Annotated in this window: 31 protein-coding genes and 1 pseudogene; 18 read left to right on the plus strand and 14 right to left on the minus strand. The window is 71.3% G+C overall.

Annotated elements, in window-relative coordinates:
• Positions 1-6: 6 nt before the first annotated feature.
• Together F3L20_RS00625 and F3L20_RS00630 are read right to left on the minus strand one after the other, a co-directional pair.
• Positions 7-2,094: a SpoIIE family protein phosphatase gene (locus F3L20_RS00625; protein ID WP_150150983.1), complete on the minus strand. Its 2,088-nt coding sequence runs from the start codon at positions 2,092-2,094 to the stop codon at positions 7-9.
• A gap of 76 nt (positions 2,095-2,170) precedes the next feature.
• Positions 2,171-4,210 carry a SpoIIE family protein phosphatase gene (locus tag F3L20_RS00630; RefSeq protein ID WP_150157171.1) on the minus strand — a complete coding sequence of 680 codons (2,040 nt, stop codon included), beginning with the start codon at positions 4,208-4,210 and terminating at the stop codon, positions 2,171-2,173.
• A 372-nt stretch (positions 4,211-4,582) separates the two neighbouring features.
• Between F3L20_RS00630 and F3L20_RS00635 the strand changes: the two genes are divergently transcribed.
• The 3 genes from F3L20_RS00635 (at position 4,583) to F3L20_RS00645 (ending at position 6,589) form a co-directional block, all read left to right on the plus strand.
• Positions 4,583-5,200, plus strand: a complete 618-nt coding sequence (locus tag F3L20_RS00635) for a hypothetical protein (protein ID WP_150150986.1) — start codon at positions 4,583-4,585, stop codon at positions 5,198-5,200.
• Between the two features lie 79 nt (positions 5,201-5,279).
• On the plus strand, positions 5,280-5,834 hold the full coding sequence (locus tag F3L20_RS00640; RefSeq protein ID WP_150150990.1) for a SigE family RNA polymerase sigma factor: 555 nt from the start codon (positions 5,280-5,282) through the stop codon (positions 5,832-5,834).
• On the plus strand, positions 5,831-6,589 hold the full coding sequence (locus F3L20_RS00645) for a hypothetical protein (RefSeq protein WP_150150993.1): 759 nt from the start codon (positions 5,831-5,833) through the stop codon (positions 6,587-6,589). Before F3L20_RS00640 ends, F3L20_RS00645 begins: the two co-directional genes overlap by 4 nt.
• A gap of 64 nt (positions 6,590-6,653) precedes the next feature.
• Here the strand turns inward: F3L20_RS00645 and F3L20_RS00650 are convergent, their stop codons facing one another.
• From F3L20_RS00650 to F3L20_RS00660, 3 genes are all read right to left on the minus strand, one after another.
• Positions 6,654-7,238, minus strand: coding sequence for a TerD family protein (locus F3L20_RS00650; protein WP_145829156.1), 585 nt, complete (start codon positions 7,236-7,238; stop codon positions 6,654-6,656).
• Positions 7,239-7,341: 103 nt separating this feature from the next.
• The gene (locus tag F3L20_RS00655; RefSeq protein ID WP_150150995.1) at positions 7,342-8,115 is read right to left on the minus strand and encodes a polysaccharide deacetylase family protein; all 774 of its coding nucleotides are present in this window, start codon (positions 8,113-8,115) and stop codon (positions 7,342-7,344) included.
• A 238-nt stretch (positions 8,116-8,353) separates the two neighbouring features.
• Positions 8,354-8,524, minus strand: a complete 171-nt coding sequence (locus F3L20_RS00660; protein WP_006134603.1) for a hypothetical protein — start codon at positions 8,522-8,524, stop codon at positions 8,354-8,356.
• A gap of 137 nt (positions 8,525-8,661) precedes the next feature.
• Between F3L20_RS00660 and F3L20_RS00665 the strand changes: the two genes are divergently transcribed.
• Entirely contained in the window at positions 8,662-8,835 is a 174-nt protein-coding gene (locus tag F3L20_RS00665) for a CsbD family protein (protein WP_145829158.1), read from the plus strand.
• Positions 8,836-8,903: 68 nt separating this feature from the next.
• Here the strand turns inward: F3L20_RS00665 and F3L20_RS00670 are convergent, their stop codons facing one another.
• Positions 8,904-9,638: a translation initiation factor IF-2 gene (locus F3L20_RS00670; RefSeq protein WP_150150997.1), complete on the minus strand. Its 735-nt coding sequence runs from the start codon at positions 9,636-9,638 to the stop codon at positions 8,904-8,906.
• A 159-nt stretch (positions 9,639-9,797) separates the two neighbouring features.
• On the opposite strand from F3L20_RS00670, the gene F3L20_RS00675 reads away from it, so the two are divergent.
• Entirely contained in the window at positions 9,798-10,388 is a 591-nt protein-coding gene (locus F3L20_RS00675; RefSeq protein WP_150151000.1) for a DM13 domain-containing protein, read from the plus strand.
• 36 nt (positions 10,389-10,424) lie between these two features.
• On the opposite strand, the gene F3L20_RS00680 is transcribed toward F3L20_RS00675, so the two are convergent.
• Positions 10,425-11,309, minus strand: coding sequence for a DUF3152 domain-containing protein (locus F3L20_RS00680; protein WP_150151003.1), 885 nt, complete (start codon positions 11,307-11,309; stop codon positions 10,425-10,427).
• A gap of 163 nt (positions 11,310-11,472) precedes the next feature.
• On the opposite strand from F3L20_RS00680, the gene F3L20_RS00685 reads away from it, so the two are divergent.
• The 5 genes from F3L20_RS00685 (at position 11,473) to F3L20_RS00705 (ending at position 15,105) form a co-directional block, all read left to right on the plus strand.
• On the plus strand, positions 11,473-12,171 hold the full coding sequence (locus tag F3L20_RS00685; protein WP_150151005.1) for a response regulator transcription factor: 699 nt from the start codon (positions 11,473-11,475) through the stop codon (positions 12,169-12,171).
• On the plus strand, positions 12,168-13,715 hold the full coding sequence (locus tag F3L20_RS00690) for a sensor histidine kinase (protein ID WP_150151007.1): 1,548 nt from the start codon (positions 12,168-12,170) through the stop codon (positions 13,713-13,715). Before F3L20_RS00685 ends, F3L20_RS00690 begins: the two co-directional genes overlap by 4 nt.
• Positions 13,712-14,329 (plus strand): hypothetical protein, encoded by a 618-nt coding sequence (locus F3L20_RS00695; protein WP_240810810.1) that lies wholly within the window; start codon positions 13,712-13,714, stop codon positions 14,327-14,329. The genes F3L20_RS00690 and F3L20_RS00695 overlap by 4 nt, the downstream gene beginning before the upstream one ends.
• A 69-nt stretch (positions 14,330-14,398) precedes the next feature.
• Entirely contained in the window at positions 14,399-14,665 is a 267-nt protein-coding gene (locus F3L20_RS00700) for a CopG family transcriptional regulator (RefSeq protein WP_150151010.1), read from the plus strand.
• Positions 14,662-15,105 (plus strand): PIN domain-containing protein, encoded by a 444-nt coding sequence (locus F3L20_RS00705; protein WP_150151014.1) that lies wholly within the window; start codon positions 14,662-14,664, stop codon positions 15,103-15,105. The genes F3L20_RS00700 and F3L20_RS00705 overlap by 4 nt, the downstream gene beginning before the upstream one ends.
• A 54-nt stretch (positions 15,106-15,159) precedes the next feature.
• Here F3L20_RS00705 and F3L20_RS00710 read toward each other — a convergent pair whose 3' ends face one another.
• On the minus strand, positions 15,160-15,414 hold the full coding sequence (locus F3L20_RS00710; protein ID WP_150151017.1) for a hypothetical protein: 255 nt from the start codon (positions 15,412-15,414) through the stop codon (positions 15,160-15,162).
• A gap of 135 nt (positions 15,415-15,549) precedes the next feature.
• A complete protein-coding gene (locus F3L20_RS00715) occupies positions 15,550-15,768 on the minus strand; it encodes a hypothetical protein (RefSeq protein ID WP_150151020.1) in 219 nt (72 codons plus the stop codon).
• A 523-nt stretch (positions 15,769-16,291) separates the two neighbouring features.
• Here F3L20_RS00715 and F3L20_RS00720 point away from each other — a divergent pair.
• Positions 16,292-16,795, plus strand: coding sequence for a lamin tail domain-containing protein (locus F3L20_RS00720; RefSeq protein ID WP_150151023.1), 504 nt, complete (start codon positions 16,292-16,294; stop codon positions 16,793-16,795).
• Between the two features lie 133 nt (positions 16,796-16,928).
• On the opposite strand, the gene F3L20_RS00725 is transcribed toward F3L20_RS00720, so the two are convergent.
• A complete protein-coding gene (locus F3L20_RS00725) occupies positions 16,929-17,762 on the minus strand; it encodes a PIG-L family deacetylase (protein WP_150151026.1) in 834 nt (277 codons plus the stop codon).
• 793 nt (positions 17,763-18,555) lie between these two features.
• Between F3L20_RS00725 and F3L20_RS00730 the strand changes: the two genes are divergently transcribed.
• The 3 genes from F3L20_RS00730 to F3L20_RS00740 all read left to right on the plus strand — a co-directional run bounded on the left by F3L20_RS00730 (position 18,556) and on the right by F3L20_RS00740 (position 19,929).
• On the plus strand, positions 18,556-19,002 hold the full coding sequence (locus F3L20_RS00730) for an SRPBCC family protein (protein ID WP_150151029.1): 447 nt from the start codon (positions 18,556-18,558) through the stop codon (positions 19,000-19,002).
• 298 nt (positions 19,003-19,300) lie between these two features.
• Positions 19,301-19,522 carry a type II toxin-antitoxin system VapB family antitoxin gene (locus tag F3L20_RS00735; RefSeq protein WP_206338842.1) on the plus strand — a complete coding sequence of 74 codons (222 nt, stop codon included), beginning with the start codon at positions 19,301-19,303 and terminating at the stop codon, positions 19,520-19,522.
• A complete protein-coding gene (locus F3L20_RS00740; protein WP_150151035.1) occupies positions 19,519-19,929 on the plus strand; it encodes a PIN domain-containing protein in 411 nt (136 codons plus the stop codon). The genes F3L20_RS00735 and F3L20_RS00740 overlap by 4 nt, the downstream gene beginning before the upstream one ends.
• A gap of 658 nt (positions 19,930-20,587) precedes the next feature.
• Here the strand turns inward: F3L20_RS00740 and F3L20_RS00750 are convergent.
• The 3 genes from F3L20_RS00750 to F3L20_RS00760 all read right to left on the minus strand — a co-directional run bounded on the left by F3L20_RS00750 (position 20,588) and on the right by F3L20_RS00760 (position 22,482).
• A complete protein-coding gene (locus F3L20_RS00750) occupies positions 20,588-21,010 on the minus strand; it encodes a PIN domain nuclease (RefSeq protein WP_150151038.1) in 423 nt (140 codons plus the stop codon).
• On the minus strand, positions 21,007-21,222 hold the full coding sequence (locus F3L20_RS00755) for a type II toxin-antitoxin system VapB family antitoxin (protein WP_150151040.1): 216 nt from the start codon (positions 21,220-21,222) through the stop codon (positions 21,007-21,009). The genes F3L20_RS00750 and F3L20_RS00755 overlap by 4 nt, the downstream gene beginning before the upstream one ends.
• A gap of 450 nt (positions 21,223-21,672) precedes the next feature.
• Positions 21,673-22,482, minus strand: a complete 810-nt coding sequence (locus F3L20_RS00760; protein ID WP_150151043.1) for a GntR family transcriptional regulator — start codon at positions 22,480-22,482, stop codon at positions 21,673-21,675.
• A gap of 80 nt (positions 22,483-22,562) precedes the next feature.
• On the opposite strand from F3L20_RS00760, the pseudogene F3L20_RS00765 reads away from it, so the two are divergent.
• The 4 genes and pseudogenes from F3L20_RS00765 to F3L20_RS00790 all read left to right on the plus strand — a co-directional run bounded on the left by F3L20_RS00765 (position 22,563) and on the right by F3L20_RS00790 (position 24,620).
• Positions 22,563-22,840: pseudogene (locus tag F3L20_RS00765) on the plus strand (hypothetical protein).
• A 481-nt stretch (positions 22,841-23,321) separates the two neighbouring features.
• A complete protein-coding gene (locus F3L20_RS00780) occupies positions 23,322-23,618 on the plus strand; it encodes a hypothetical protein (protein WP_150151055.1) in 297 nt (98 codons plus the stop codon).
• A complete protein-coding gene (locus F3L20_RS00785) occupies positions 23,578-24,318 on the plus strand; it encodes a GntR family transcriptional regulator (protein WP_167534431.1) in 741 nt (246 codons plus the stop codon). The genes F3L20_RS00780 and F3L20_RS00785 overlap by 41 nt, the downstream gene beginning before the upstream one ends.
• Positions 24,315-24,620 (plus strand): hypothetical protein, encoded by a 306-nt coding sequence (locus tag F3L20_RS00790; RefSeq protein ID WP_150151058.1) that lies wholly within the window; start codon positions 24,315-24,317, stop codon positions 24,618-24,620. The genes F3L20_RS00785 and F3L20_RS00790 overlap by 4 nt, the downstream gene beginning before the upstream one ends.
• A 300-nt stretch (positions 24,621-24,920) precedes the next feature.
• Here F3L20_RS00790 and F3L20_RS00795 read toward each other — a convergent pair whose 3' ends face one another.
• Positions 24,921-25,328, minus strand: a complete 408-nt coding sequence (locus F3L20_RS00795) for a hypothetical protein (RefSeq protein WP_181007385.1) — start codon at positions 25,326-25,328, stop codon at positions 24,921-24,923.
• Between the last annotated feature and the right edge of the window lie 319 nt (positions 25,329-25,647).

The raw sequence follows: 25,647 nt of genomic DNA on the forward strand, positions 1-25,647 counted from the left end.
CGCCCGTCACACCCCGGCCGTGTCGAAGGCGTCCACCGCGGCCAGGAGGTCCGCCGGCTCCTCGCCGAGCCGCTGCTCGGACCAGATGGTCTTGTCCCGGCGGCCGTGCCGCACGCCCCAGTGGGCGCTGAGCCGCATCACGATGTACAGACCCCGCCCGCCCTCGTCCCCCGCCCGCGCGTGCCGCAGGTGGGGGCTGGCGCTGTTGGCGTCGGTCACCTCCGCCAGCAGGCGCTCCTGGTCGTGGATGAGCCGAAGCCGGACGGGCCCCTCGCCGTAGAGGATGGCGTTGGTGACCAGCTCGCTGATGATCAGCTCCGTGGTGAAGGCGCGGTCGGCGAGGTCCCAGGCGGTGAGCTGCTGGCCGACCAGCCGGCGGGCCGTGCCGACCACGGAGGCGTCCGCGGGCAGCGTCCAGTCCGCGACCCGCTGCGGTGGCAGGGAGTCGGTGCGCGCGAGCAGCAGCACGGCGTCGTCGTACCGGGAGGGCGCCATGCGGTAGACGGCGGTGTCGCACAGTTCCTGGAGGGGCCGGGACGGAGTCGCGAGCACGTGTTCCAGGCGGTGCACGGCGGTTGTCTCGCCGTCCCCCTCGCGGTCGCCCTCGGCGCCGAGGAGCCCGTTGGTGCAGAGCGCGATCAGGCTGCCCGGCGGAAGCTGCACCACGGCGGGCTGGAACGCCGCCCCGCCCTCCGCCCCCAGGGACGGTCCGAGCGGGACGTCCACGGCGAGCGGTGCCCCGTCCGGGTCGACGAGGACCGGCGCCGGGTGGCCGGCCCGCATCATGGTGCACTGCCGGGAGACCGGGTCGTAGACGGTGACGGCGCAGGTCGCCAGGTAGGGGTGCGCCTCCCTGGCGTCGACGGACGTGAGCTGTCCCGCGACCTCGTCCAGGTGGGTCAGCACCTCGTCGGTCTCCAGGTCTTGCAGCGCCAGGGTGCGCAGCGCGACCCGGAGCTGGCCCATCGTGGCCGCCGCCTCGATGCCGTGACCGGCGACGTCCCCCACCACCAGCGCCACCCGGGCACCGGAGAGCGGGATGACGTCGAACCACGCCCCGCCCGCGCCCTCCGGCAGATACACGTTCGCGGTCTCCACGGCCGACAGACGCGGGGTGGCCCCCGGCTGCAGCCGGCGCTGGAGCGCGGAGGCCACCGCGTGCTCGCGGCGGTAGCGGCGCGCGTTGTCCAGGTGCGAGGCCGCGGTGGCGGCCGCCTGCCGGGCCACGTCCAGGTCGTCCTCCTCGAAGGCGTCCACCCGGCTGCGGTACAGCGTCAGCAGCCCCAGCACCCCGTCCCGTGCGGTGAGCGGCGCGACGATCATGGAGTGGACCGTGCGTCCCAGCAGCGGGGCGAAGCCGTCCGGGTCCGTCTTCAGCCACGGGTCGTCCGGCGTGACCTGCACCAGGCGCGCGTGGGAGTCGTTGAGCGCCTGGGTGTACGGCGTCGGGTAGGGGAAGGGGCGGCTGTCACCGGTCCTCCGCAACGGCCGCACGCCGTCGGGGGCGGCGAAGGCCACCCGGCGCAGGGGGACGGACGTCGGCAGCGGCCCGGACGGCGGCTCGGCCCCGGCGGGGTCGTCGTCCAGCAGGTCGACGGCGGCCGCGTCGGCGAAGGCGGGCACCAGCGCGGCGACCAGGGCGTCCGCCGAGGCCTGCACGTCGAGCGTGGCACCGAGCGTGCGGTGCACCGTGCTGAGGACGGCGAGGCGGTCCGCCGCGGCCTGCCGCTCGGTCACGTCCTCCACCACGCCCACCAGTCCGGGGCCGTCCCGCAGCGGGAACAGCGACACCTGTACGGCGAGCGTGCGGTGCGGCTCGGACGGCGACCGTCCGCGGATGAGGCGGTTCCGCAGTGGCTCGCCGGTGGTGAGCACCTCGTCGATCAGGTGGGCGATCTCGTGGGTGCCGAGGTCGGGGGCGAAGTCCTCCACGTAGTGGCCGAGGACCGCCTCGGCGGGCAGGGCGCGCACCCCGCGCGCCGAGGGGTTGTAGCGGGTGACCTTGCGGTCGCCGTCGAGCAGGAACAAGCCCTGGGGCGAGCCGGCGAACAGCGCGTCCAGCACCGCGGCGTCGTCGACGGGACCGTCCGTCACCGCTTACTCCCTTCGGGGGACTCCCCTACTCACCTTCTCGCATCACCCGCGCACGGCAACTTGACCGGTGCTCCGGCTACCGGGCGCACAGGACCAGCAACGCCACGTCGTCACCGCGGTGCGCGCGGTGCCGTACGTCGTGGACCAGCACGTCGGCGAGGGCCTCGGCGTCCAGGTCGCCGGCGAGGGCCAGCCGGTCGGCGAGTCCGTGGACGGCGTCGCCGAGATCCACGCCGGGTACCTCGACCAGACCGTCGGTGTAGAGGACCAGCACGGACCCGGGCGGCAGGGCGATGCCGGCGCACTCGTAGTCGGCGTCGGCGTCGATGCCGAGCAGCAGGTTGGACGGCACGTCGACCACCTCGGTGCGCCCGTCGGGATGCCGCAGCACCGGCGGCGGATGGCCCGCGCAGGCCAGCCGCGCCCGGTGGCGCGCCAGGTCCAGGTGCACGTACAGGCAACTGGTGAACAGGCCCGGGTCGAGGTCGGTCAGCAGCCGGTTGGCGCGGGCGAGCACCTCCCCGGGCGGCGCCCCGGCCGTGGCGTGCACCGCGGTGCGCACCTGCCCCATCAGCGTGGCCGCCTGCACGCTGTGCCCCTGCACGTCGCCGATGGCGGCCGCGGCGTTGGTGTCGTCGAGGCGGATCAGGTCGTACAGGTCGCCGCCGACACCGGTGCCGCGGCCCGCGGGGAGGTAGCGGGCGGCGACCTCGAGCCCAGCCAGCCGCGGCAGGGCGTGCGGCAGCAGCCCGGCCTGCAGGCTGTGGGCGAGGCGGCGGTTGTCGTCGTAGAGGCAGGCGCGGTCCAGGGCCTGGGCGACGAGACCGGCGAGGGAGGTGAACAGCGCGCGTTCGGCGGGGGCGAAGGTGTGCCGGCGGTCGTAGGCGAGGACGAGGGTGCCGACGGGGCGTCCGGAGGCGAGCAGCGGCAGGAAGCACCAGGCGGCCATGTCGTCCACGCGGATCGCGGTGGGATGGGCGCGCCGCAGGTCGGAGAAGGCGGAGAAGAAGCCGGGCGTGCCGGTGGCCAGGCACTGCGCCGCGGGGGTGTCCGCGGTCAGCGGCACCCCGTCGAAGTGGCCCATCAGGTCCTCCGTGTAGCCACGGTGGCCGATGATCCGCAGCCGGCCCTCCTCGCTCGTCATCAGGATCAGCGCCTGGGCCCCGGTGGCGGGCAGCACCAGGCCGGCGACCCGGTCGACGACGTCCCCCACCCCCACCGCCTCGGAGAGGGTCGCCGCCAGGTGCATCAGGTGGTACACGCCCGCGGACCGGTCGGCGGCGACGGGTTCGGGGGCCGGGGACGGTCCCGGGTCCGGTACGCCCGGCGCGGCGACGGACGCGATGCGCACGCTGATGCCCGTGCCGTCCGGGTAGAGCCGGAAGGACAGCCACCGGCCCGGCGGGTGCAGCGCGGTGAACGACGTGGCACGCCGGCTGAACACCGCGGCCCGGTAGTTGTCCTGCGCGACCGGGGTGTTCAGCCACGGCAGCGCCTCCCACGGCCGGACGCCCAGCAGCTCGGACGGCGCGGCGCCGAGGAGCCGGGCGGCGGTGTCGGTGACGAAGACGATCCGGCCGTCGGCGTTGAGCGAGCAGCACCCGCCGGGCAGGCGTTCGGCGAAGGCGACCGCGGGATCCCGGGGCTCACCGGTGAGCACGTCCGGCGGGGGCGTCAGCCGCGGGGCGCCGCCGGGCAGCACCGGGGCGTCACGGTCGGCGGCGGTGCTGAGCAGTCCGCCGAGGCGTCGGCACAGGGCGTCGATCGTGTCCCGTTCCGCGCCGCTCAGCTCCGGAGGGCGCGAGCCGGGCCACTGGAGCACGAGCCCGCCCCACACCGTGTCGTCGGCCGTGACCGCGGACGCGGCCAGCATGAACGGGTACGGCAGCACGACGGCCAGCTGCGGATACCGGCGCGCCACCTCCTCCGGCCCGCCGAGCCACACCAGCCGGTCCTCGCGCAGCGCGTCGGCGACCGGGGAGTGGTAGCCGAGCCCGACCCTGGCCCACGGCAGGGCGACGTCCCACGGGACACCGCTCAGCACCGCCAGCCGCAGCGCCCGCTCCTGGGCGGCCAACAGGTACAGGCCGCCGACGTGGGCCCCGGTGTCCCGCATGCCCTGCACCAGGGTGCGTTCCAGCACCTCCACGGCTGACTCCGTCCGGCAGGGGAGGCGGGCGTCCCCTGCGTCTCTCGGCGCCTCGACGGCGTGGACGCCCGGGTGACCCGGAGCCGGGGGGCCGCGGTCGCGGGGCACCCCTGTCGCACCCGACGCCCATACCGGGACGATACGCCCGGCGGGCGCCCCGGGCACCCGGTGGACGGCCGGGCCCCGGCCCGCCGCCGTCCCGGCCCACCGGCGAAGAAACTTCGCGGCGGGTGTCATCCGCGGACGGAGGGCCGGGGTTTGTACGGGTGGAGAGGCGCCCTCCGTCCATCCGACCGACGGGTCCGCAAAGGCCCGTACTGCACGAGGAGTTGCCCGTTCATGACACGGACGCTGAAGTACCTGGCCGGTGCGGTCGTCACGGCCGCGGTGGCCGGCATGGCCACGGTGTCGTACGCCGCGCCCGCCACGGCGCCGCACGAGATCTCCGGCCGGGCGGGGACGGCGCAGGCGCTGCCGGTCCAGGCGGCGCCCGCCACGGCGGCGGTGACCGCGAGGAAGCACGCCCCGACGCCGCGCGTCGTCGCCCCCGGTGAGCACGTGACCGCCGTTCCCGGGTTCGAGCTGTGGCTGACGCCCGAGGGCAAGCACTGGACGACCCCCGGCGACCCCGAGCCGCAGTTCCGCAGTGTGGTCGACGGCAACATCGACCTGAGCAGCCCGGGTGTCTCCCTGCAGTCCGAGGGCACGCCGGAGCGCGTCCACCTCTCCGGTCTGTACTACGGCGGCAAGGGCATCGCCTCGACCGTCGAGATCGAGACCAGGGCCGGTACCGTGCGCGGGAAGCTCATCGAGCTGGCCGGCCGTCCCGGCTGGGGCGTCTGGTACGCCACCGCGGACGCCGTGCCGGCCGACGACGGGTCCTGGCACTTCGCCTCCAAGGTGACGGTCCGCGACACCAAGGGCCGGGTCTACGCCTCGCTGGCGCTGCCCCGCTGACCTCACGGGCGGGGCCGGCCCACCCCGGCCGGTCCCGCCCCCGCTCCACCCCCCACACCCGACCCGGAGGAACCGGTCCGTGCCGCAGTACGAGACATCAGCACCCTTCCCGGCGAACCCGGACTTCGCCGCCTACGCGGGTGCCGCCTGGGGCCGTCTGGTGCGGACCGCCCTCCTGCTCACGGGGGACTTCCACGAAGCCGAGGATCTCGTGCAGACCACGCTGGCCAAGGTGTACGCCCGGTGGGGACGCATCCCCGCCGACGACGTCGACTTCTACGTACGGCGCTCACTGGTCAACAACAACATCAGCCGCACCCGCAGACGACGGGTCACGCATCTGCTGATGCCGTTCCTGCCGGAGCGGGTGCACCAGGAGGACCACGGCCACGCCGAGTCCGTGGAGCACCGCGCCGCGATCACCGAGGCACTCGGCACGCTCTCCACCCGCCAGCGGACGGTGCTGGTGCTGCGCTACTGGGAGGACCTGCCCGAGACCGCCATCGCCGAGGTGCTCAACTGCTCGCCCGGCACGGTGAAGACGCATGCCCGGCGCGGTCTCGAGGCCCTGCGCTCCCATCCCGCGTTCGCCGCCGCCGAGCGCTCGCATCCTCTTCCCGGAGCCCGTTCATGAACCACTTGCCGACCGAAGAAGAACCGGACGCCGGGCCCGCCGAGACGGGCCGGCTGCGCGAGGCGCTGGCCGCGGCGGCGTACGGCATCACACCGTCCCGGGCGCCGCTGGCCGACGTGGAACGCCGGGGCCGGACGATCCGGCGCAGGCGGCGGACCACCGTGCTGGGCGCGGGCTGCGGTCTGCTGCTGGTGCCGCTGGCGTTCGTCGTCGTGCACGGCACGGACGACGCCGCCGACCGGACCACGCGCCCGGCCGCGACGGTGAGCGCCTCGCCCACCCCTACGCCCACGCCCACCGCCTCGCAGCGGCCGCCCGCCCCGACACCCCGCGTCGTCGCTCCCGGTGAGCGGGTGACGGCGGCGCCGGGGTTCGTCCTGTGGCTGACGGAGGAGGGGAAGCACTGGACGACGCCGGACATGCCCGAGCTTCCCCAGTTCCGCAGCGTGGTCGACGGCAACATCGACCGGAGCACGCCCGGGGTGTCGATGCAGAGCCACGGCGACGGCAGCCGGGAGTACCTGTCCGGCCTCTACTACGGCGGTGCGGGCACGGCCTCCGTCGTCGAGGTCGGGACGACGGCCGGCGTGGTCCGCGGCCATCTGCTGGAGTTGCCCGGCAGCCCGGGATGGGGCGTCTGGTACGCCGTCACCGACGCCGTCCGGCGCGACGACGACGATCCGTTCGCCTCGATGCCCACCGTCACCGTGCGCGACACCGAGGGCCGCGTCCACGCCGAGCTCGGCAGGCCCTGACACGACGGCGGCCACGGCACCCGGTCCGGTGCCGTGGCCGCCGTCGTGCCCCTCGTGCCGTGTGCTACTTGCTGACGGCGAACCGCATCAGAGCGTGCTCGTCACCCTGCTTGATCTTGCCGGTCTCGTTGATCACCTGGAGCTTCCAGCTGTTGCCCACGCGCACGGCCTTGGCCACGGCGCAGCCGTTGTCCTGGCTGAGCATGCTCGGCCAGATGTCGGCCACCTGCTGGGTACTGCCGCCGGTCGCGTCGTAGACCTTGAAGCTGATGTTGCGGGCCTTCTGGAAGGAGCTGCCCTTCTTGTAGGCCGCGGCGACGAACACGACCGCCGTGATGGCGCCGGGCAGCCGGGAGAACTCGACGGTCACCGTCTCGTCGTCCCCGTCCCCGTGGCCGGTCTGGTTGTCACCGCTGTGCAGAAGGGAGCCGTTGCCCATCGGGTCGAGCGAGTCCAGGCCCGCGAGGCGCACCGGGTCGCCGCCCGACATGGCGACCGCGATCAGGTCCAGGTCCGTACCGGTCTTGCGGCGCAGCTTGCCGAGCACTCCGCCGCTGCTGCCGGCGGTCGGGTCCCAGGAGACGCCGATGGACAGGTGCGTGACCCCGTCCAGGTCCGCGGGGCCGTCTTCCTTGGTCAGCGTGATCATGAAGGAGCCATCCTTTGTCGACGGGTGTACGGGCCAGAGTCTGCCTGGCGGCGCAACATCCTGAACAGCCGGGTCTGCCCTGAAACGGGATTGTTGCGGGCGCTCAGCGCACCGGGAAGCCGAAGGAGTAGCCCTCTTCCTTCAGCCAGGGCAGCACGCGGCGCAGGGCCTCGACGGTCTGCTCGCGGTCGCCGCCGGCGTCGTGGAAGAGGATGGTCGGCCCGTTGGACAGCTCCTGCTGCACGGTGGCGACGATGGCGTCCGCGCCCGGCTGCTCGAAGTCCTTGGTGTCGACGTTCCAGCCCAGCGGGCGCATGCCCCGGGAGGCGGCCACCTGGCGGCTGTGCGGGGTGAACGCGCCGCCGGGCGCGCGGTAGTAGAGGGGCCGTACGCCTCCGGACGCCTCGGTGATCATGCGTTCGGCGTCGAGGATCTCCTTCGACTGGTAGGCCTCGGACTTTTGGTCCATGGCGGTGTCGTGCGAGACGGAGTGGTCGCACAGCCGGTGGCCGGCCGCGACGATGTCCTTCACCAGGTCCGGGTGGGTCCGTGCCTGGACGCCGGTCAGGCAGAAGGTGGCCTTCACCTCGTGCTCGCGCAGCAGATCGAGCACCTCGGGCGTCCAGCGGGGGTCGGGGCCGTCGTCGATGGTGATGTTGACGCCGCGCGGACCCGCGTCGGAGGCGTGCACGATCGTCGCCGAGACCCGCCGGGCCTCTCCGCCCGGCTTCGCGGGCGCGGACGCCTGCGGTGTCGCGCCGCCCACGACGTCGGCCTGCGCGGTGTACACCGAGGCGCCGACGGCCAGCATCGTCACACCGAGTGCCGCCCCGGCCACCTTGCCGTACCAGCTCCGTCCACCGCCGTGCCGCGCCATGGCCCGCCCCGCTTTCCTGCCGTCGCTCGTCGCCCGCGTCCCGGGCTCCCCTGGGAACCACTGGGCGAGACGACGGACGGACGTCCCCGGATGCGTCCGTTACCGATCACGGACACATCCGGGGACGTTCGCGGACAGAACGGCGGGGGCGGCGGGCGCCGCGGCCGCACGGACCGGGGGCCCGGTCACCGTGGTGACCGGGCCCCCGGGGGGTGGTGCGGTGTCGCGCGGTGGCGCGTCACCATCGGTACCAGCGACCGCGACCACCGCCCGCGTTGGTGGAACGCATGACGAAGCCGAGCAGCCAGACGACGAGCACGGCGATCGCGATCCACCAGAGGATCTTCACCGCGAAGCCCGCGCCGAAGAGGATCAGGGCGAGAAGCAGAACCAGCAACAGGGGAACCATAGTTATCGACCTCCTGCCGCACCGTTTGCCCTCGGTCCGCACCCTCACACCTCACTGCTTCCTTGTTTGTGAAGGAGCGGTGGGGGCACCCGAGGGCCACGACGAGTTCGCCCGAACGCTACGAGGAGGCATGCTCCATGAGTGCCGGTGAGAAGGCCAAGGCGAAGACCGAGCAGGCGCAGGGCAAGGCCAAGGAGGCCCTGGGCAGCGCCGTCGGCAACGACCGCATGGCCGCCGAGGGCCAGGCCACGAAGAGCAAGGGCGACGCCCGCGAGGCCAAGGAGAAGACGAAGGACACCTTCAAGCACTGACCTCGTCCCCACACCCGCGTGGGGCCGCCCCGGCCACGTTCCGGGGCGGCCCCACGCGGGTGTTCGTGTCAGTGCGGCGGGGGCAGGGGGTGCAGGGCGTTGTCGACGGAGCAGCCGCCTTCGCCGGGCATGCGCTGGATGCGGGAGGGCATCCAGACGTTCGTCCTGCCGGGGCCGACGACGGCCAGGACGCAGTCCACCGGCTCGTAGCGGGAGGACGGCGGGGACAGGAGGATGCCGACGCTTCCGTCCTCCGTCTTCACTTCTGTGGTGATCTCCGGATCCATGTCCAGTGCGGCGAGCACCCGGCGCACCTCGGCCTCGTCCACGCGGCCGCCCGCCGGGACGCGGGGCAGCTCCGCCTCGAGCGCCTCGGACGGCACCCGGGGCGGTTCGGGCGGCGGGGGGAAGCGGAGGGGCGGGCCCTCGGGGCAGTCGACGTCCCGGGCCTCCTCGCCCCACTCCGCCCTCGGGGACACCCGTAGGGAGAAGCAGCGCCGCACGGTCACCTGCTCGACGTCGAACCAGCCGTTGTACGCCGAGCCGGACGTGCGGACGATCACCTCGACACCGTCGCCCTCGTGCGTGGAGTCGCCCTCGACCCGCAGGACCTCCACCCCGTCCAGGTACGACGCCGAGTAGCCCACCTCGTCGGCCGTGCGCGGGAGTTGACTGGCGAGCCGCTGGCCGGCCCTCGTCGCCACCTCCCGCGCGGAGTCGGTGGCCTCGCCCTCGGAGGACTGGATCACCCCGCAGCCGGCGAGGGCCACCAACACCGGTGCGAGCAGCAGAAGTCGACGCATGCGCCCACCCTTTCCCATCGCGGGCCCGGTGCACATCCGTTCGGATACTCAGACCCGGCCCGGCGGGATCCGTAAGGGTTTCGTCATGGGCCGTGCGGCCCGGCGCGCCCGCCCCTCCTGTTGACTGACGGGACCGAACGACGGGGGAGGTGGGGCGACATGGGACGCGTGCGCGACGGGCTGTTCAGGCCGTGGACGGCCGTGCTGCTGGTGGGGGTGACCGCCGTGGCGGGCTTCGGGCTGTACTGGTTCCAGCCGTGGAAGCTGTGGCAGGACGAGACGGTGCGGGAGGCACTGCCCGGGGCCGTGACGGCCGCCCCGGCCGCCCCGGCCGCGACGGCGGCCCCGGGCGGAGCCCCGTCCGGCACGGCGTCCACCGCGCCCCCGCCCGGCCCGGTGACCCTGGCGAGCGGCGAGCTGATCAGCCATGAGCACGCGACCACCGGCACGGTGAGCCTCGTGCGGCTGGCCGACGGCAGCCGAGTGGTGCGGCTGGAAGGGCTCGACACCAGCAACGGCCCCGACCTGCGCGTGTGGCTGACCGACGCGCCGGTGAAGGAGGGGCGGGCCGGCTGGCACGTCTTCGACGACGGCCGGTACGTCGACCTCGGAGCGCTGAAGGGCAACAAGGGAAGCCAGAACTACGCCATCCCCGAGGACGCGGACCCGTCCGCCTGGACCAGCGTCAGCATCTGGTGCGACCGCTTCGACGTCTCCTTCGGAGCGGCGGAACTCGCCCCGGCGGCCTGACCGCGCCGGCCTGACCTCGCCGGGTCCAGCGGCCGGTCAGGCGGCGGGTCCGGTGACGAGGTCGCCGTTCTCGTCGTAGGGCCAGGCGTTGGCGACGCAGCCCCGCAGGCCCTTGATCTGCTGCATCATCACGGGGGCCGGCTGTCCCGGGCCGCCGCAGGTCATGTGCGCGTGGCCGAGGAAGTGGCCCATCTCGTGGTTGATGATCAGCGCGCGGTAGTCCTCGATCGGCCCGTCGAAGGTGGGCGAGCCCTTCACCCAGCGCCGGAGGTTCACCACCACTCCGTCGGGCACCTCGCAGTTGTACTCGCCCCCGGTGTCCTGGTGGATGCCCTCCCAGCACAGGGCGTCCGCAGTCGCCGGCGTGGCGATCCGTATCCGCAGGTCGTGCGGCGATCCCGCGCCCACCAGCTGGAACGCGTTGTCCGGGTCGTGGGTCCAGCCGCGTGGGGCGGCGAGGATCCCGGCGATCTCCCGCGCCGCCCGGGACGGCGAGACGTCCAGTCCGGACTCGACCTCCACGACGTACCGCAGCGGCCGGGCACCCTCACCCACGGTGCTCCCGCCGGCCGGCGCGGTGACGAACGTCCCGCTGCCCTCCGCGGGCACGTCGATCGTGGTCGGGGCCGCGGAGGGCGAGGCGGCGACAGAGGGCTTCGTACGCGGAGGGGAGGGTGCGGGCGTGGGGGCGACGCGTGCGTCCGGCGTCCGCGGCGCGTGCCCGGCGGCGTCGTCCCGGCCGCCCGTGCGCAGGTACCCCGCCGTGCCCAGCAGGACCACCACCAGCAGGCCGAGCAGCAGTCCGCGTCCCCGGCGGCGCGGCCGTCCCCGGCGACGGGAGGACCGGCGCCGGGGGGAGCCGTGGTGGACGGCGCGGGTGCCGGCGGGGGGTGCGGTGTGCCTCTCTCGTACCGAACGCATGGGGTCAATCTGCGGAGCCCAGATGATCGGGGTGAGCCCGCGCCATCACGGAACGGCAACGACGTCCCGGTTCCCCCTCCCATGTGATCGTTGTGCAACAACGGCCGGAAAGCGGTCATCCTCCGCTACCGAACCGGTCGTCCGGTCTGCTTAAACTGCCGCAATGCCACGGATTCTGATCGTCGAAGACGACTCCATCGTCCGCCAGGCCGTGCGGCTGGGCCTGCGGCACCAGGGGCACGAGGTCCTCGGGGTGGAGACGGGCGAGGAAGGGCTGGAGCAGCTCGGACCCTTCCGGCCGGACGTCGTCGTCCTCGATCTCATGCTGCCCGGCATCTCCGGCCTGGACGTGTGCCGGCGGATCCGTGAGCGCGACCAGGTGCCGATCATCATGGTGACGGCGCGCGGTGACGACATCGACGTGGTCCTGGGCCTGGAGACCGGCGCGGACGACTACGTGGTGAAGCCGGTGCAGGCGCGGGTCCTCGACGCGCGCATACGGGCCGTCCTGCGCCGGCAGGACGCGTCACCGCCGGACGGCGCCCGTCCCCGCCCGGAGACGCACGGCGACCTGGTCGTCGACCGCGCCGGGCTCGTGGTGACGCACCGGGGCGAACCCGTCACCCTCGCCCCGTCCGAACTGCGGCTGCTGCTGACCCTGTCGGCCTCGCCCGGCCAGGTCTTCAGCCGCCAGCAGCTGCTGGAAGCGGTCTGGGAGCACAGCTACCACGGCGACATACGCCTCGTGGACGCCTGCGTGAAGCGCCTGCGCAACAAGCTGGGCGAGGGCAGGAGCCCGCGGTACGTGCAGACCGTACGCGGCTTCGGCTACCGCTTCGGCACCGGCAACGGCATCGCATGAACCGCCGGAGCACCGACTCCCGGGCTTCGGCGACGGGCGAGCCGCGCACCGGCCCCCGCCGCGTCCTGCGCGCCGCCGTCGCCCGCATCCCGCTCCCCCTGCGCGGTCTGCGCTCCCGCCTCCTCACGTCCTTCGTCCTGGTGGCCATGCTCAGCTCCCTCGGCACCGGGGCCCTCGCCTTCCGCGAGGCACGGACCGGGGTGCTGCAGCAGAGCCAGGACTCCGTCATCAACCGGTTCCGTGCGAGCGTCGACGCCGTCGCGCCGTACGTCCCGTCCTCTCCCGACGCCGCCGACCTGCAGAAGGTGGTGGACCAGGTGCTGTACGCGAACCCCACGGCGGGCTGGCGAGTGATGGCCGCCTACGGCACCCGTCGGGCATATGCGCCGACCCCCCGGTTCACCGAGCCGAGCGACGAGATGCTCACGTCCGTCGCGACGCGCCGGGCCGCGGTGTTCCAGCGGGTGGACGTCGACGGCAGCCCTCGTCTCCTCGTCGGCATGCCCGTCACCTACATCGCGGAGAACGGCAAGGAGTCCCGCCTCTCCGGTCTGGTGATGTACCTGGAGGTCCCGCAGACCGCCGAGGAGGGGTATGTCGAGGCCATGGTCAGCGGCATCGAGCGGGCCACCCTGGTGGCTCTGTGCCTGGCCGTGGTGCTGGCGCTGCTCGCCGCGAGCGGGGTGCTGCGGCCCGTCCGGGCACTGCGCCGGGCGACGCGCCGGATGGCCGAGGGACACCTCGACGTCCGGCTCGACGTCACCGGCACCGACGAACTGGCCGACCTCTCCCGGTCGTTCAACGAGACGGCGGCCGAACTGGAGCGAACCGTGGCCGAGCTGCGCCGTCTGGAGGCGCGGGGCCGCCGCTTCGTGGCGGACGTCTCCCACGAACTGCGTACCCCGCTGGCGGCGATGTCGGCGGTCACCGACGTGCTGGACGTGGAGGCGGAGAGCGAGACCGGTGAGGCGCTGCGGCTCATCGGCGAGGGCACGAACCGGCTGAGTGTGCTGGTGAACGACCTGATGGAGATATCGCGCTTCGACGCGGGGGCCGCCGAGCTCAACCGGGACGAGATCGACCTGGCCGAGTCCGTGCGGCGCACGATCGCCTCCCGCTGGCGGCAGGAGGAGGTGGAACTGCGGCTGCCCGGGCCGGGGGAGCTGCGCGCACGGGTCGATCCGCGCCGGCTCGACGTGGTGACGGCCAACCTGGTCGGCAACGCGCTGCGGCACGGCGAGCCGCCGGTCCGGGTGACGCTGGGCGTGCGGAGGGGCGGGCCCGGCGAGGCGGAGTGGGCGGTCCTCGAGGTGAGCGACAACGGCCCGGGGATCGCCCGGGAGGCCATGCCGCACATCTTCGAACGGTTCTACAAGGCGAGCACGTCACGGGCGAGGAGCGAGAGCAGCGGGCTCGGCCTCGCGATCACGGCGGAGAACGTGCGTCTGCACGGTGGACGCATCCGGGCGGCGAACCGGCCCGGCGGCGGCGCTGTCTTCACGGTCGAGCTCCCGCTGCACGGCGACGAGGGAGGCACGACGTGAGGCGCGGGCGAAGGGGCGGACGTACGGCACCACTGCTGACCGGTCTGGTGACGGCGGTGGTGCTCGCGGGGTGCGGGGTCCCCGCCTCCGACGTCATCGAGGCGGGAGCGCCGGCGGGCGGCATGGCCGATCCCAGTCCGGCGCCGACCGAGGCACCCGCCTCCGTCTCCCTGTTCTTCCTCACCGACGGCGACGGTGCCCCAAGGGCGTTTCCCCGCCTGGCCGACGACGTCGAAGGCGTCGTACGCCTGCTCTTCGAGGGGCCGAACGTGAAGGAGGCGGCCGTGGCCGTCACGGAGCTGCCCCGCCTGAAGAACGCCCCGCGGGTGTCGGTCGCCGGCGACGGCACCGTCACCGTGCGGCTCCCCGGCGAGACGGCGCCGCTGAGCCGCCTGGCGATGCTGCAGCTGACCTGCACGGTGGCGTACGCGGCACCGTTGGCCGTCACCGCCGTTCCCCGCGCCGAAGAGGGCCCCGCCGAGGACCTCGCACCGGGCGCCGTCCTGGTGAGCGGCAACGACTGGACGATGACCCAGCCGATCACGGAGTGCCCCGTCGCCTTCCCGACGGGCGGCGGCCCCGGAACCCGGCCCTCCGTGCAGCCCCAGGACTGACCGGCCGCGTGCCGGTAGGCGGGTGCCCGTTCCCGTACATCACACCGGTACATGTCCTAGCATTGGTACATGTCCATGAAGCGCACGAACGTCTACGCCGACCCCGAGGACCTGGCGATCATCAAGGAGGCGGCCAAGCGCCGCGGGATAAGCGAGGCCGAGATCATCCGTCAGGGGATCCATCTCGCTGCCATGGCGAACCGCGTGTGGGACGAGCCGCTGTTCTCCCGCACGGTCGAGGGGCGGGGACGGACACCGTCCAAGGCCGAGGTCCGTGACGCCGTCGCCGACGCGGTCGGCCGTGAGACGGACCCGTCGTCGGGAAGCGCCGCGTGATCATCGTCATCGCCGACACCTCCGGTCTGCTCGCCGCCCTGGACTCGACACATCCGGAGCACGAGGCGGCGAACGAGGCGATCATGGCGGCCGGTCTGCTGGTCATGTCCCCGCTCCTGCTGGCGGAACTCGATCACGTGGCCACCCGGGAGTTCGGCCGCGCCGTGGCCGTCGGCGCGATCGACGACCTGCGGCGCTGGATGAGCCGGGGCCGGGTCGTCATGCCCGAGATCACCGACGACCACTTGGGTGCCGCGCAGTTCGTGCGGGCCCGCTACAAAGCACTCGATCTCGATCTCGCCGACGCGGTGAACGTCGCCCTCGCCGCCGACTACGACACCGACGCGATCCTCACCCTCGACCGCCGCGACTTCCGTGCCGTCCGACCGTTGGGCCGGCACAAGGCGTTCCGCGTCCTGCCGGACGACCTCCCGCTCTGACGCCCGGCTCTCCCGCTCCTCAGGGGTAGAGGGGCAGAGAAGCCGTTCAGCTCATCACGGAGTTGGCCTCACGACATGCCCCAGGGCGACGAGGCCGACTCCGACCACGGTGACCGATGGCTGGGCGAAGTTGCCTGCCGCTACGAGCAGAACGCCGGCTCCCCACAGCCGCGGCTGCCGGACGTGGCGGCGCAGCCACCGACCTGGCGCACGTCCGAGAACCAGGCCGTAGAGGCCGAGAACGGCACAGGTGAGCCAGAGCACCACGAACACCAGGAACGACACCAGCACCAAGGTCGCAAACGCCACCGACATGGCCCTCCCCCCCCCCCGTCACGGGCCGGATGTCCGTCCGCCTGCCTGCCTGCCCGCGAGAGTCTGGCATGTCAGGTGCCGTCCGCCCACGCGCCGGCGAAACGGCACCCGTCCGGTGCCCGCGGCCGGCTACTTGGCCGCGTCGAGCGCCGCGAGGGCCTGGGCCCAGCGGACGTACTTCAGGTTCGCCAGGTCCGCGACGGTCTTGACGCCGAACGCCTCCTGGAGCAGTTCGCCGTCACGGTCGGAGACCCCCTTCAGTGCTCCGACGGGAGCAGCGAGGATCTCCGGCAGGCTCTTGTCCGCCCACGCCTTGTCCAGCACCTTGTCCAGGTCGATCGAGGCCATGAGTGTCGTCTCCAGGGGTGCGCGGCCCAGGTGGACCCGGGCCTGTTTGTTTCTACAGACGCGTAGAAGAATAGAGCCGCCCTGACGGACGGAGGGCGCCTTGCGCCCCACCGCCCCGGGAACGGCCGAAATGCGCTCCTGAGCCGGCCGAACGGCCTGCTGTCGCGCGATAGACATGGACCCGGGCCAAGATCGTCGGCGTTGGCGCGCACGCGAGGAGACGCAGCGCGGGGTGCCCGAGCAGCAAGTCCGCCCGCCCCGCATGGTGTTGGCCGAGCGGTGCACGCCCCTATGTCAGTTCGATGTACGGCTGGGCTGCGGATCTGGAAGTTACCCGGACCGGTTTGAGTGGCTCCTCTTCCAGGTGAACGGCCACGTGGACAACACCCCGCCCGCGCCCGCGGGAACCCCTGTAGCAGGGCCGCGACAGTCGCCAACCATACATTCTTCACACTGACTTCATCATATGAACACCTTAGGTATGCTCCGGATGCTTCATTCGCACCACTGAGGGGGGAACCTCATGCGCATCCGGCGCACTCTGACCGTTGCCGCCACCGTCGCGGCGGTCGCCGCGCTCGGCTTCACGGGGGCCGTTCCGGCGCAGGCGGCCGAGTACTCCTCGGCCCTCAAGATCAAGGGCGTGCAGTACGACGCCCCCGGCCGGGACTCCAACAAGTGCTCGGGCGGGAACACCAAGAACGAGTACCTGACGATCAAGAACTACTCGAAGAAGTCGAAGGTGAATCTGAAGGGCTACAAGGTCAAGGACCGCGCCGGCAACACCTTCACCTTCAAGGCCAACCACATACTCGAGCCGGGTGACTACGTGCACCTGCGCGGCGGCCGGGGCACCGACTCCGACGGCAAGAACGTCGTCTACCGCCAGAACTGCAACTTCATGTGGAACAACGACAAGGACACGATCTACTTCTACAAGCCGGGCGGCGCGCCTGCCGACATCCACGCCTACACCAAGAAGGCGCACGACAAGGACGGCAACGGCTACATCAAGTACCACGGCTGACGGGCGACGACCCGCGTCGAAACGGCGGCGGGCCCGCTCCCGGACGCTTGGGGCGGGCCCGCCGTTTGCCCGGCGAAGTGCCCGTGGCAGCCGTGCGCCGCCGTGCTGCCGATCGCCGGGCCGGACGGGCGGATCAGCGCAGTCCGGCGAAGAGATCGTTCTCGGGGACGGCCGCGCCGGTGGCGTCCTGGACCCGTACGAAGGTCTCGATGCCCATCAACTCGCCGAACCTCTCCTTGCCCATCTTGAGGAAGAAGATGTTCTCGCCCTGGCTGGCGTGTGCGGCCAGAGCGTCGAACTTCTGACCGCTGAATGCGGTGGTGTCCACCCACGTGGTGATCTCGTCGTCGGGAAGACCGATCTCGGCCATCACGGCGGCCTCGGCAGGATCGGGCTCCGGCATGTCCTCGTGGAATTCGCGCATGATCTCGTCGAACCGCTGCATGGCCGAGCGGGGCATCGTGGTCCAGTACACCTTCGGTGCCAGGGCGGTCATTTCCAGCGCCGCCATCGTGATGCGGTGGGCCTGGATGTGGTCGGGGTGGCCGTAGAAGCCGTTCTCGTCGTAGGTGACGACCACGTCGGGCCGGTAGTGCCGCATGAGTTCCGCGAGCCGGGCGGCGCCTTCCTCGACGGGGGTCCGCCAGAAGGATCCGGGGGCGTCGTTGGTCGGCCAGCCCATCATCCCGGAGTCCGCGTAGTCCAGTGTTTCCAGATCGCTGACCTTCAGGACGCCACAGCTCGCTTCGAGCTCGCGGCGGCGCATCAGGGCGACGGCTGCCGGATCGTGCCCGGGATCGCCCGGCTTGACACCCCCCGGTCCGTCACCACAACCGCCGTCGGTACACGTCACGAGAACCGTGCGGATGCCTTCCGCGGCGTACCGCGCGAGGATGCCTCCGGTTCCGGTGGCCTCGTCGTCGGGGTGGGCGTGCACCGCCATGAGGGTCAAGGGCCGGTCAGTCATGGGAAGTCCTCCTGTGGAGATGTGTCCTTGGTCCGAGCAGCACGGCGGGCGTACCTGCCTTCCGAAACCGGGCCTGGCGCCGCCCGCGATTCCGTGGTCCTCGGGTCCTCGCCTGTGGTGCCGCTGCCTCGCTCGGTGCAACAGCGCCGCCGGGACCTGCTGTTCCCGGCCGGGCCGCTCAGCCCGGACGCCGGCGGCCCGACGCCGAACGGATCCGGACGCGACCCGCACACACCGGCGCCGCGTAGGGTGCGCGCTTCCCCCACCAGGCACCGTCGCCGGTGCCGCGTCAGGTACCACGGCTGACCGGGCGACGACCGCTCCGTCGAAGGCTGGGTCCGCCCCCGGATGCCCGTATCGGGTCCCGGCCTCCGAAGCGGCCCGTCCTCGTGTCACCGTCCGCCCGTACTGAAGAGGTGCCCCTGATACGACGGGTCCGCCCGTTCCGGGCGGTGCCCACCAGGCCGACCCGCTGTTCCGGCCCCGTGCATCTCGCTGCTTCCGCGCTGGGTGAGGGCGCCGAGCGAGCCGCGTTCGGCGCCGCCCCGCTGTCGCCTCACTCGTCCGGACCTGCCGGACTATGCAGGCGCTGAGGCCGGCGCGACGCTGGAAGCCGGACCGGTGGGACAGCCGGGGACGGCAACTGGGTGCGTCGGGCCACACATCGGGCCGGGCAGCGGCCGGATGCCAACGCTGTCCGAACCGCCGGCCGTCTGCTGCGCCGGCCGTCCTCGTCCCAGGGGACGTCAGAGGCGGAGTGCCTCCATGCCGGCCGTCCTTCAGGAGCGTGATCATGGCCCGGAATCGCTGTCTGATTCTGAGCTCGCCGTCCGAAGTCTGGAGTCTGCTGTCCGACGGGCACCGCTACGGGCAGTGGGTGACCGGAACCCAGCAGGTCCTCGCCGTGGACCCGCACTGGCCGGACGTCGGCGCCCGGTTGAAGGTCCGCGTCGGCACCGGCCCTCTGACAGTCGACGACACCTGCGTGGTCCGCATCTGCGACCCAGGTCGCCGCCTGCAGTTGGAAGCCAAGGCAGACCCCTTCGGTGCGGCTCGCATCGCCATGAAGTTGACACCTTGGGGCGAGCACACCCTTTTCACCCTCGATTGGCACGCCCTCAGAGGCCCCGGCACGCGGCTGCACGGACTTCCCGTGGACTACTTCGTCAGGGTCCGCAACGGCATGATGCTGACCAAGCTGGCACGGATCGCGGTACGCGAGCACACCATGCCCGTTTGAGGCACCGGCCGCGCCCTCGCGACGCTTCCCTGCTCGGACGAGGCCGTCAACCGCCATCGGCTCGGCTGGCTGCCGCGTGCTGCCCGCTGCGATGGTCCGCGCGGGGAGTTGCCTGAAGGCAGCTACGCCGATCAGCCGATACCCCGACGAGCAGTGTCAGGAAGAGGTCGCCGCCGGCCTCGACGCGCCCGTCCGGATGGCTCGGGCCGCCGCTGCCCGAGAGGCCGACACGTGCAACGGTCAATGTTGGTGACGTATTCTTCTATGTATATTACCAACATTACCTGGGAGGTGCGGTATGTCCGTGACCCAGATCGACATCGACGACGACGCCCTGGAGCGCGCCATGGCTCTGGCCAACGTCCGGACGAAGAAGGAGGCGGTGAACCTCGCTCTGAACTTCTACGCCGAGCAGCAGGAGCGTGCGGCGCGCATCAGCCGTCACTTCAACCGTGCCCGTGAGTGGGGTGCCGTCGAGGATGCCGAGCGTCTGCACAGGGCGGAGAAGCGCAGCCGGTGATGTACCTGCTCGACACGTCCGGCCTGGTCAGGCTGCTCCGCGATCCGAAACTGCAGTCGGCCTGGTACGACGCGATCGATGCCGGAGCCATCGCATCGTGCTACGTGCAACGCACCGAGTTCCTGTACAACGCCCGGAACCGCCGCGAGTACGACGAGATCGCGGAAATGTTCTCCGACCTCTATCCCGATGCGGCGGTGCCGAAGAACGCAGGGCGTTGGATCAGCGCGGTGCAACACCGTATGGCTCAGGTCGGGGAGCACCGCAGTGCCTCGGCAGTAGATCTTGTCATCGCAGCCACTGCCGCCCACCACGGCCTGACTGTCCTTCACGACGATGCCGACTACAGCACCGTCGCCCGGCACGCGTCCGACCTGACCGAGCACAACATTCACGACGTCGTTTGACGTGCCTGGTCGGCCGGGTCCGGCAGGAGTGTGAGCTTTTCGAGGGCGGCGGTGGAGTGGCTGGTGAAGGGCCAGTGCCGGGCCAGGCGGAGGATCCGCCGCGGCGTGACCCAGCAAGGACGCCAACGGCGGTACGCCGGCCGATGACTCCGGTCATCAGCGCACTGACGCGGCCGAGGCCAGTCCTGCTTCGTAGGGGGAAGGGTGCGGCCTTCCGGCGCACGACCTTCGGTCGGAAGTGGCGGCGGGCTCGCGAGGTCGCCGGTCTCCCGGACGGCTTCCGCGCTTCTACGATTTCTTGCGTCGCTTGGTCGGCCGGCGTGCGTGTGCATCCTCGATTGGGCCGTTTCGCCACACGGACAGGACGAGACCGTGGGCGGCCGCCCAGCGGCGCCCGTCGGATGATTGGAGGACGCCCATGCCGACGCTGCGGTCAGGTCCGGTGGCGGCGGGCCCCTGTGCAGGCGCACGCGGAGAAGATTCAGCGGCGGCCACAGAACTCAGGACGGAGATAGGTGGGGACCCGTCTCCGGGAGAGGCAGGCATTCAGTCGGGGAGCACCTTCGCGCATGCGCCGATTCCCGGTCCCAGCCCGTCGGCCACCACAGGCCGGTGGCCGAGGCTTCTACGGAACAGCCGAACGCCCGGCGCCCAGGGTTCATTTGCCGGGTTCTGGCCCGTACCACTGGAGCGCCTGGCCTGTGACGGCGGCGATGCATTCGAAGTCCCGGTCGCGGTGGAGGAGGGTCAGTCCCTGCAACTCGGCCGTGGCCGCCACCACGAGGTCGACGGCTCCGGCACTGCGGTGGTGTCCGCGCTGGGTGAGGGTGTCCTGGACCTGCCAGGCGCGGTCGTAGGCGCGGTCGTCGACCGGTACCCAGCCGAAGAGCAGACGCAGGTCCTCGATGCCTTGGGCACGGTCGGCGGCGGAACGCGCGCTGTAGAAGAACTCCAGCTCCGTGATGGGGCACGTGGCGATGAGCCCGGCTGCCGTCGCCTGGTCCCAGCCGTACTGCTCGGCGTCGCCGCGCAACAGCCGGGCGAGTGCGCTGGTGTCGATCAGGAACTGAGCGGCGTTCACCGACGGTAGTTTCCCTTGTCCTCAAGGAGGTCGAGATCGAAGGCACCCTCGGCCGACGCCGCCCGCAGGCGGGTGAGGGCCAGAGCCCGCCGTCGGCTCTCCAGCACCTCGCGCAGGGCGGTGTTCACCGTTTCCTTCTTGGTGCTGGTACCGAGGGCCTTGGCCACGTCAGCGACCAGCTGATCATCGAGGTCTATAACGGTGCGAGTCATTGATGCACCTCCGAAGGTATATAGAGTGCCAGCAAGTATATACAAGGATGTCGATCCTGCTGGATGGTGATCGCGGCCGGGCAGTGGAGACAGCAGGGCTCTGCTTCGCCGGGTGGGAGCGGTCACGGCACTGCGGAACCAGATGGACAAACAGGCTGGCCGGTGTGTGAGCCCGTGCACCAGCAGCTCAGGGGAACGATGGTGCGGGCCTGCCGGCCGTGCGGGAGGGCCGCGCGGGTCCAACAGCATCTGACGAGGGGCGACAAGGGGGGTGGCCGGGCTTGACGACAACAAAGAACCCCCGGGTCGATGACCTGGGGGTTTCGCATGGAGCGGGTGACGAGAATCGAACTCGCGCTCTCAGCTTGGGAAGCTGCGATCATTCGCGGCCGGATCGGCCGCTGACCTGCACGAACGGTACGGATGCCGCCTCGTCGGCCTCGGCGGCTTTCACCGTGGTTCCCCGCTGTTCCCCGCTCCGTCTGGTGCGCTTGTGGTGCGCGGCTGGCGACTGATCGGAATCTCGTAGACGATCTCGCAGAGCGCGGCGGGTACCACGATGTCCGCGGTCTCCACGGGCCGTCCCTGGTCGCTGTAGTACGTCCGCCGGATGTGCGTGACGAGCGCGCCCTTTTGGACGCCGAGGAGTGAGGCCTCCTCGGCTGTCGCCTGCCTCGGCTCCGGTTGCTCCACGGCGTGGGTGACGGTGACGCCGATCTCCGCCATGCGGTTCACCACCCCTGCCCCGGCGTGCGGTCCTCCCTCAGGGAGGACGACGAGTGTGCCGCCGGTGAGGTCGTACGGCTCCCAGCTCGTCGACAGCTGAACCGGCCTGCCGTCGGCGAGGAACTCGTACGCCGTCCGCACGCACAGCTCACCCTCGGCGATACCGAGACGCGCTGCGACCTCCGGCGGTGCCGGAACCTTGGCCTCGGTCCGGCTCTCCCAGTCGCCCTGCCTGCCCACGGCCTGCATGTCTGCCCGGAACGGGGAGCCACTGGGCTGCTCGCGTGCCGACGACCGGACCACCCGTACGCGCTGCCGTGGCTCGGCGACGTAGGTACCGGAACCGGCGCGGCCCTCCGGCACACCTTGGGAGATCAGCAACTCCTGTGCGCGGCGCACCACGTTGTCGCCGACGCCGTACTCCTGGCCGATCTGGGCGCGGGAGGGAAGCCGGTCCCCCGGCTCCCACTCGTGCTCCGCGATCCGCCGCCGAAGCTCGTCGGCGATGCGGAGGTAGGGCGGTTGCTCAGACATATGGAAAATCTAGTCCACTAGCTCTAATCTAGTTAACTAGCTTTACTCAAAGTGATCGCCGCTAACCGGAGGGCTGCCCTGTGCCTGCTTCCAAGGATCGCGCGGAGGCCATCGCAGCCCGGTTATCGGCCGTCGGGCTCGCCACCCGCGTGGAGGAGCGCGACGACTGCACGGCCATCGAGGCGGAGGTGCCGGAACCACTCTCCGCGGAGTCATGGCGGGAGGCCCTGGGAGCGGTGGCCGATGCCGACCGCTTCGGCCTCCTCGCCACCAGTTCGAACGACCGCACCCTCTGGGCGGTCGTACGCAAACGGTCCCCGCGACGGGCGATGTCGGGGGACCGGGTCATCAGCGATAGGGGCTGAACACCGTGCTCAATCGTATCCGCCGTACCGCCTCGCACTTCAGGGAGCGGTACCTCTACAAGGGCCGGCACCGCCGCTCCGAAACGCCTGCGCGGCCGGTGGCCGTGTCTGCGGAAGTCGCTTACGGCGCAGTGCTGTTGCTGCGTCGGCACCGCGAGCACACGGACGTTCTCGTGGGCGAGGAGACGGCGCTCGTCCGCCCATACGTACTGGCCAGTGAGGCACGAGCGCGGCACCGCTCGGCGGCCGTGAGCTGCGCTCCTCTCGCCGGCCCTTGGTACGCCTCGGCGGGTGACCGCTGATGCCTTCCCGCCAACAACCCCACAGCACCCAATCCGGTCCCGACTCCTACCGGTCGGCCTCCTGCCGCATCGGCACACACCACGCCTGCGCGGAGTCGTCCCCGGCCACCGCACCGGTCGACGTGCCGGTGATCTACGAGACCTGCGACTGCTCGTGCCACACCCTCGCCAAATGCTCGGTACCGGCGGAGGCGGCACGGTGAGGGGGCCGGCACTCAGTGGCGCGGTGCTCTCCCCTGTCGAGATCACCTCGGCCAGCGTGCAGCTCGGCGACGTCATCCAGGTCGGGGGCCGGCAGTGCCGGGTGACTGACCTCTTCCAACTGCCCGGCGGAGCCAAACGACTCGTTTTCGACTCGGGCGAGTTGCTGACCATCCACACGGGGACCCGGCTCGTCGCCCTGCGGCTCATGCGAATGAGAGGCGGTGATGCCGCCCGTGCCCTCACGACGCGACGCCATCGCCGATGACCTCCGGGAGCGGATCGTCACGGGTCGGCTCAAGCCCGGCGAACGCCTGCCTTCTGAGGCGCATTTGGCCTCGCAGTACAGGGTCAGCACACCGACGCTGCGGAGTGCCCTCGCCGTGCTTCAGGCGGAAGGTCTCGTCGAGAAGACCCACGGCAAGGGGAACTTCGTCCGTCGTCCGCTCCGCAGAATCACGTACGTCGGCGGGAGGCGAACCTCGGACGCGCACAGCATGGATCTCGCACCCCTGAGCGTCACCGTCCATACCACCAGGGTGCGGGCCCGCGGGCATCTCGCGGCCCTGCTGAAGATGCCGACCGGCAGCCCTCTGACCGAGATCCTCTGTCTCGGCCATGAGGACGAGAGACCTCACAGCCTGGCGCGCATCTACGTCCCCTGCGACCTGGCGCCGGCCGTCGTGCTCCGCGAGCCACTCCCGTACGAGGCGGTGGTGACACGACTGACGGAACTCCGCCCGCCGCCGGCTGAGGTCCGGGAGGAGATCAGCGTTCGCCTTCCGACACCGGAGGAGGCGTCCACCCTTCGGATCAGCTCCGCCCTGGCAGTCCTCGCCGTCACGCGCCAGGTGGCCGACACCGCTGGACGCGTGGTCGAGGCGGCCCTCCTGGTGCTGCCGGGAGACCGCGCCGACGCCGTGTTCACCACTCACTACGTGATCGACGAGAGGTCGACGAACACATGACGACGCCGAACGAACTGCGACTCCTTCCCTGGACGGGGCCCGACGGCAAGCCGTGCTTCCTCAGCACCGATGACAACGGCGGCTATATGTCCCGCCTGGCCGACAACATCGAGTCAGTACAACTCGGCACGGCAACCGCACTACTGGACCAGGCGACCGACATGCTTGCCACCGACGCGGCCCCGGACGACATGTGGCTTCTGGCGAAGAACCTGACCGGAGCCCTGAGGGACACACTTCGCGTGGCGACCAGTCGGGGCCACCGCCTGGACAGCCGGTCTACTGATCACAGGCTCCGCTGAACAGCGGGATTGGCGAAGCCCACGGCTCTGACCAGTTCAGATGCCGTGGGCTTCTGCCGTCGGCGGTGCTGCCGTGTGACCACCGCTTTAGGAATTCGTCCGGTACCCCCATCACGCCTGGCACCCACCAGCTGACCATGCCGCGTCAAGCTTCTGCCGACTGCCGCCATCCATGGCTGTTGATGTCACCTGTGGATGTCATGGGACGGGATGCCGTTGAAGGTCGGGGGTCCTCCTGTGACAGCTCCAGTTCCTCCTTGACCGGCTCGCCCCAGAGCCCAAATTCCATGACAGAACGCATCATCCAGGCAGATGCGAAGGGGCATGGCGCTCGTGAAGCGAGTTGACCTGCCCAATCCAGAATTCGAGCTTCACCGTTGCGGAGGAACCCTTCGGAAGCAGACCGAGCTGCTGCGCGAGTGTGTAGAAACCAGGTCCAGCATCGTTTGCCCCGAGGTAGTGGACCAAGGCGGAGATCATGAGCCCGCTCTCTGGGTAGTCCCGTTCCACTATCAGTCCAAGCAGGTGGCCCATCGCTGCCCGCTCGTCCGCTTGCTCGAAGTCGAAGCCAGGCAGTCCAGTCCGCCGGGCCAGTACAGAGTTCATCTCCGTGTAGGTCGTGACCTTACGGAGTTGTGCCCGCTCAACGAGGAACTTCAAGCCGGCATTGACCAACTGATCCCATGCCTCGTCGCTCCGGCCGTACATCGCCCACCCCCTGCGCTCGCGATCCAGACACCTGAGTATGCCGAACAGGCCGACCCAACGGAGCGGCTTGGATCACACATGGCTCCGGAGGCCGCTTGACAGTCAGGCGACGTCGCTGGTCGTGGCGGATCGAGGGCTCTGTGGGCCGAGGCTAGTCCATGCGTAGTCCGTAAGGTCTATGGCGAGGCTCTCTGTGCTGGACGCTCGGGTCCAGGGACCGCCGATCCGTAGAGTGACGGACATCACATTGCCCTGCAAGCGTCGCTTGTTCCGTCATGCCCGAGGCCACCTGGGGCCGTCTAACGACCGATCTCGGGGG

The sequence above is a fragment of the Streptomyces tendae genome, assembly GCF_008632955.1.
Taxonomy (GTDB): Bacteria; Actinomycetota; Actinomycetes; order Streptomycetales; family Streptomycetaceae; genus Streptomyces.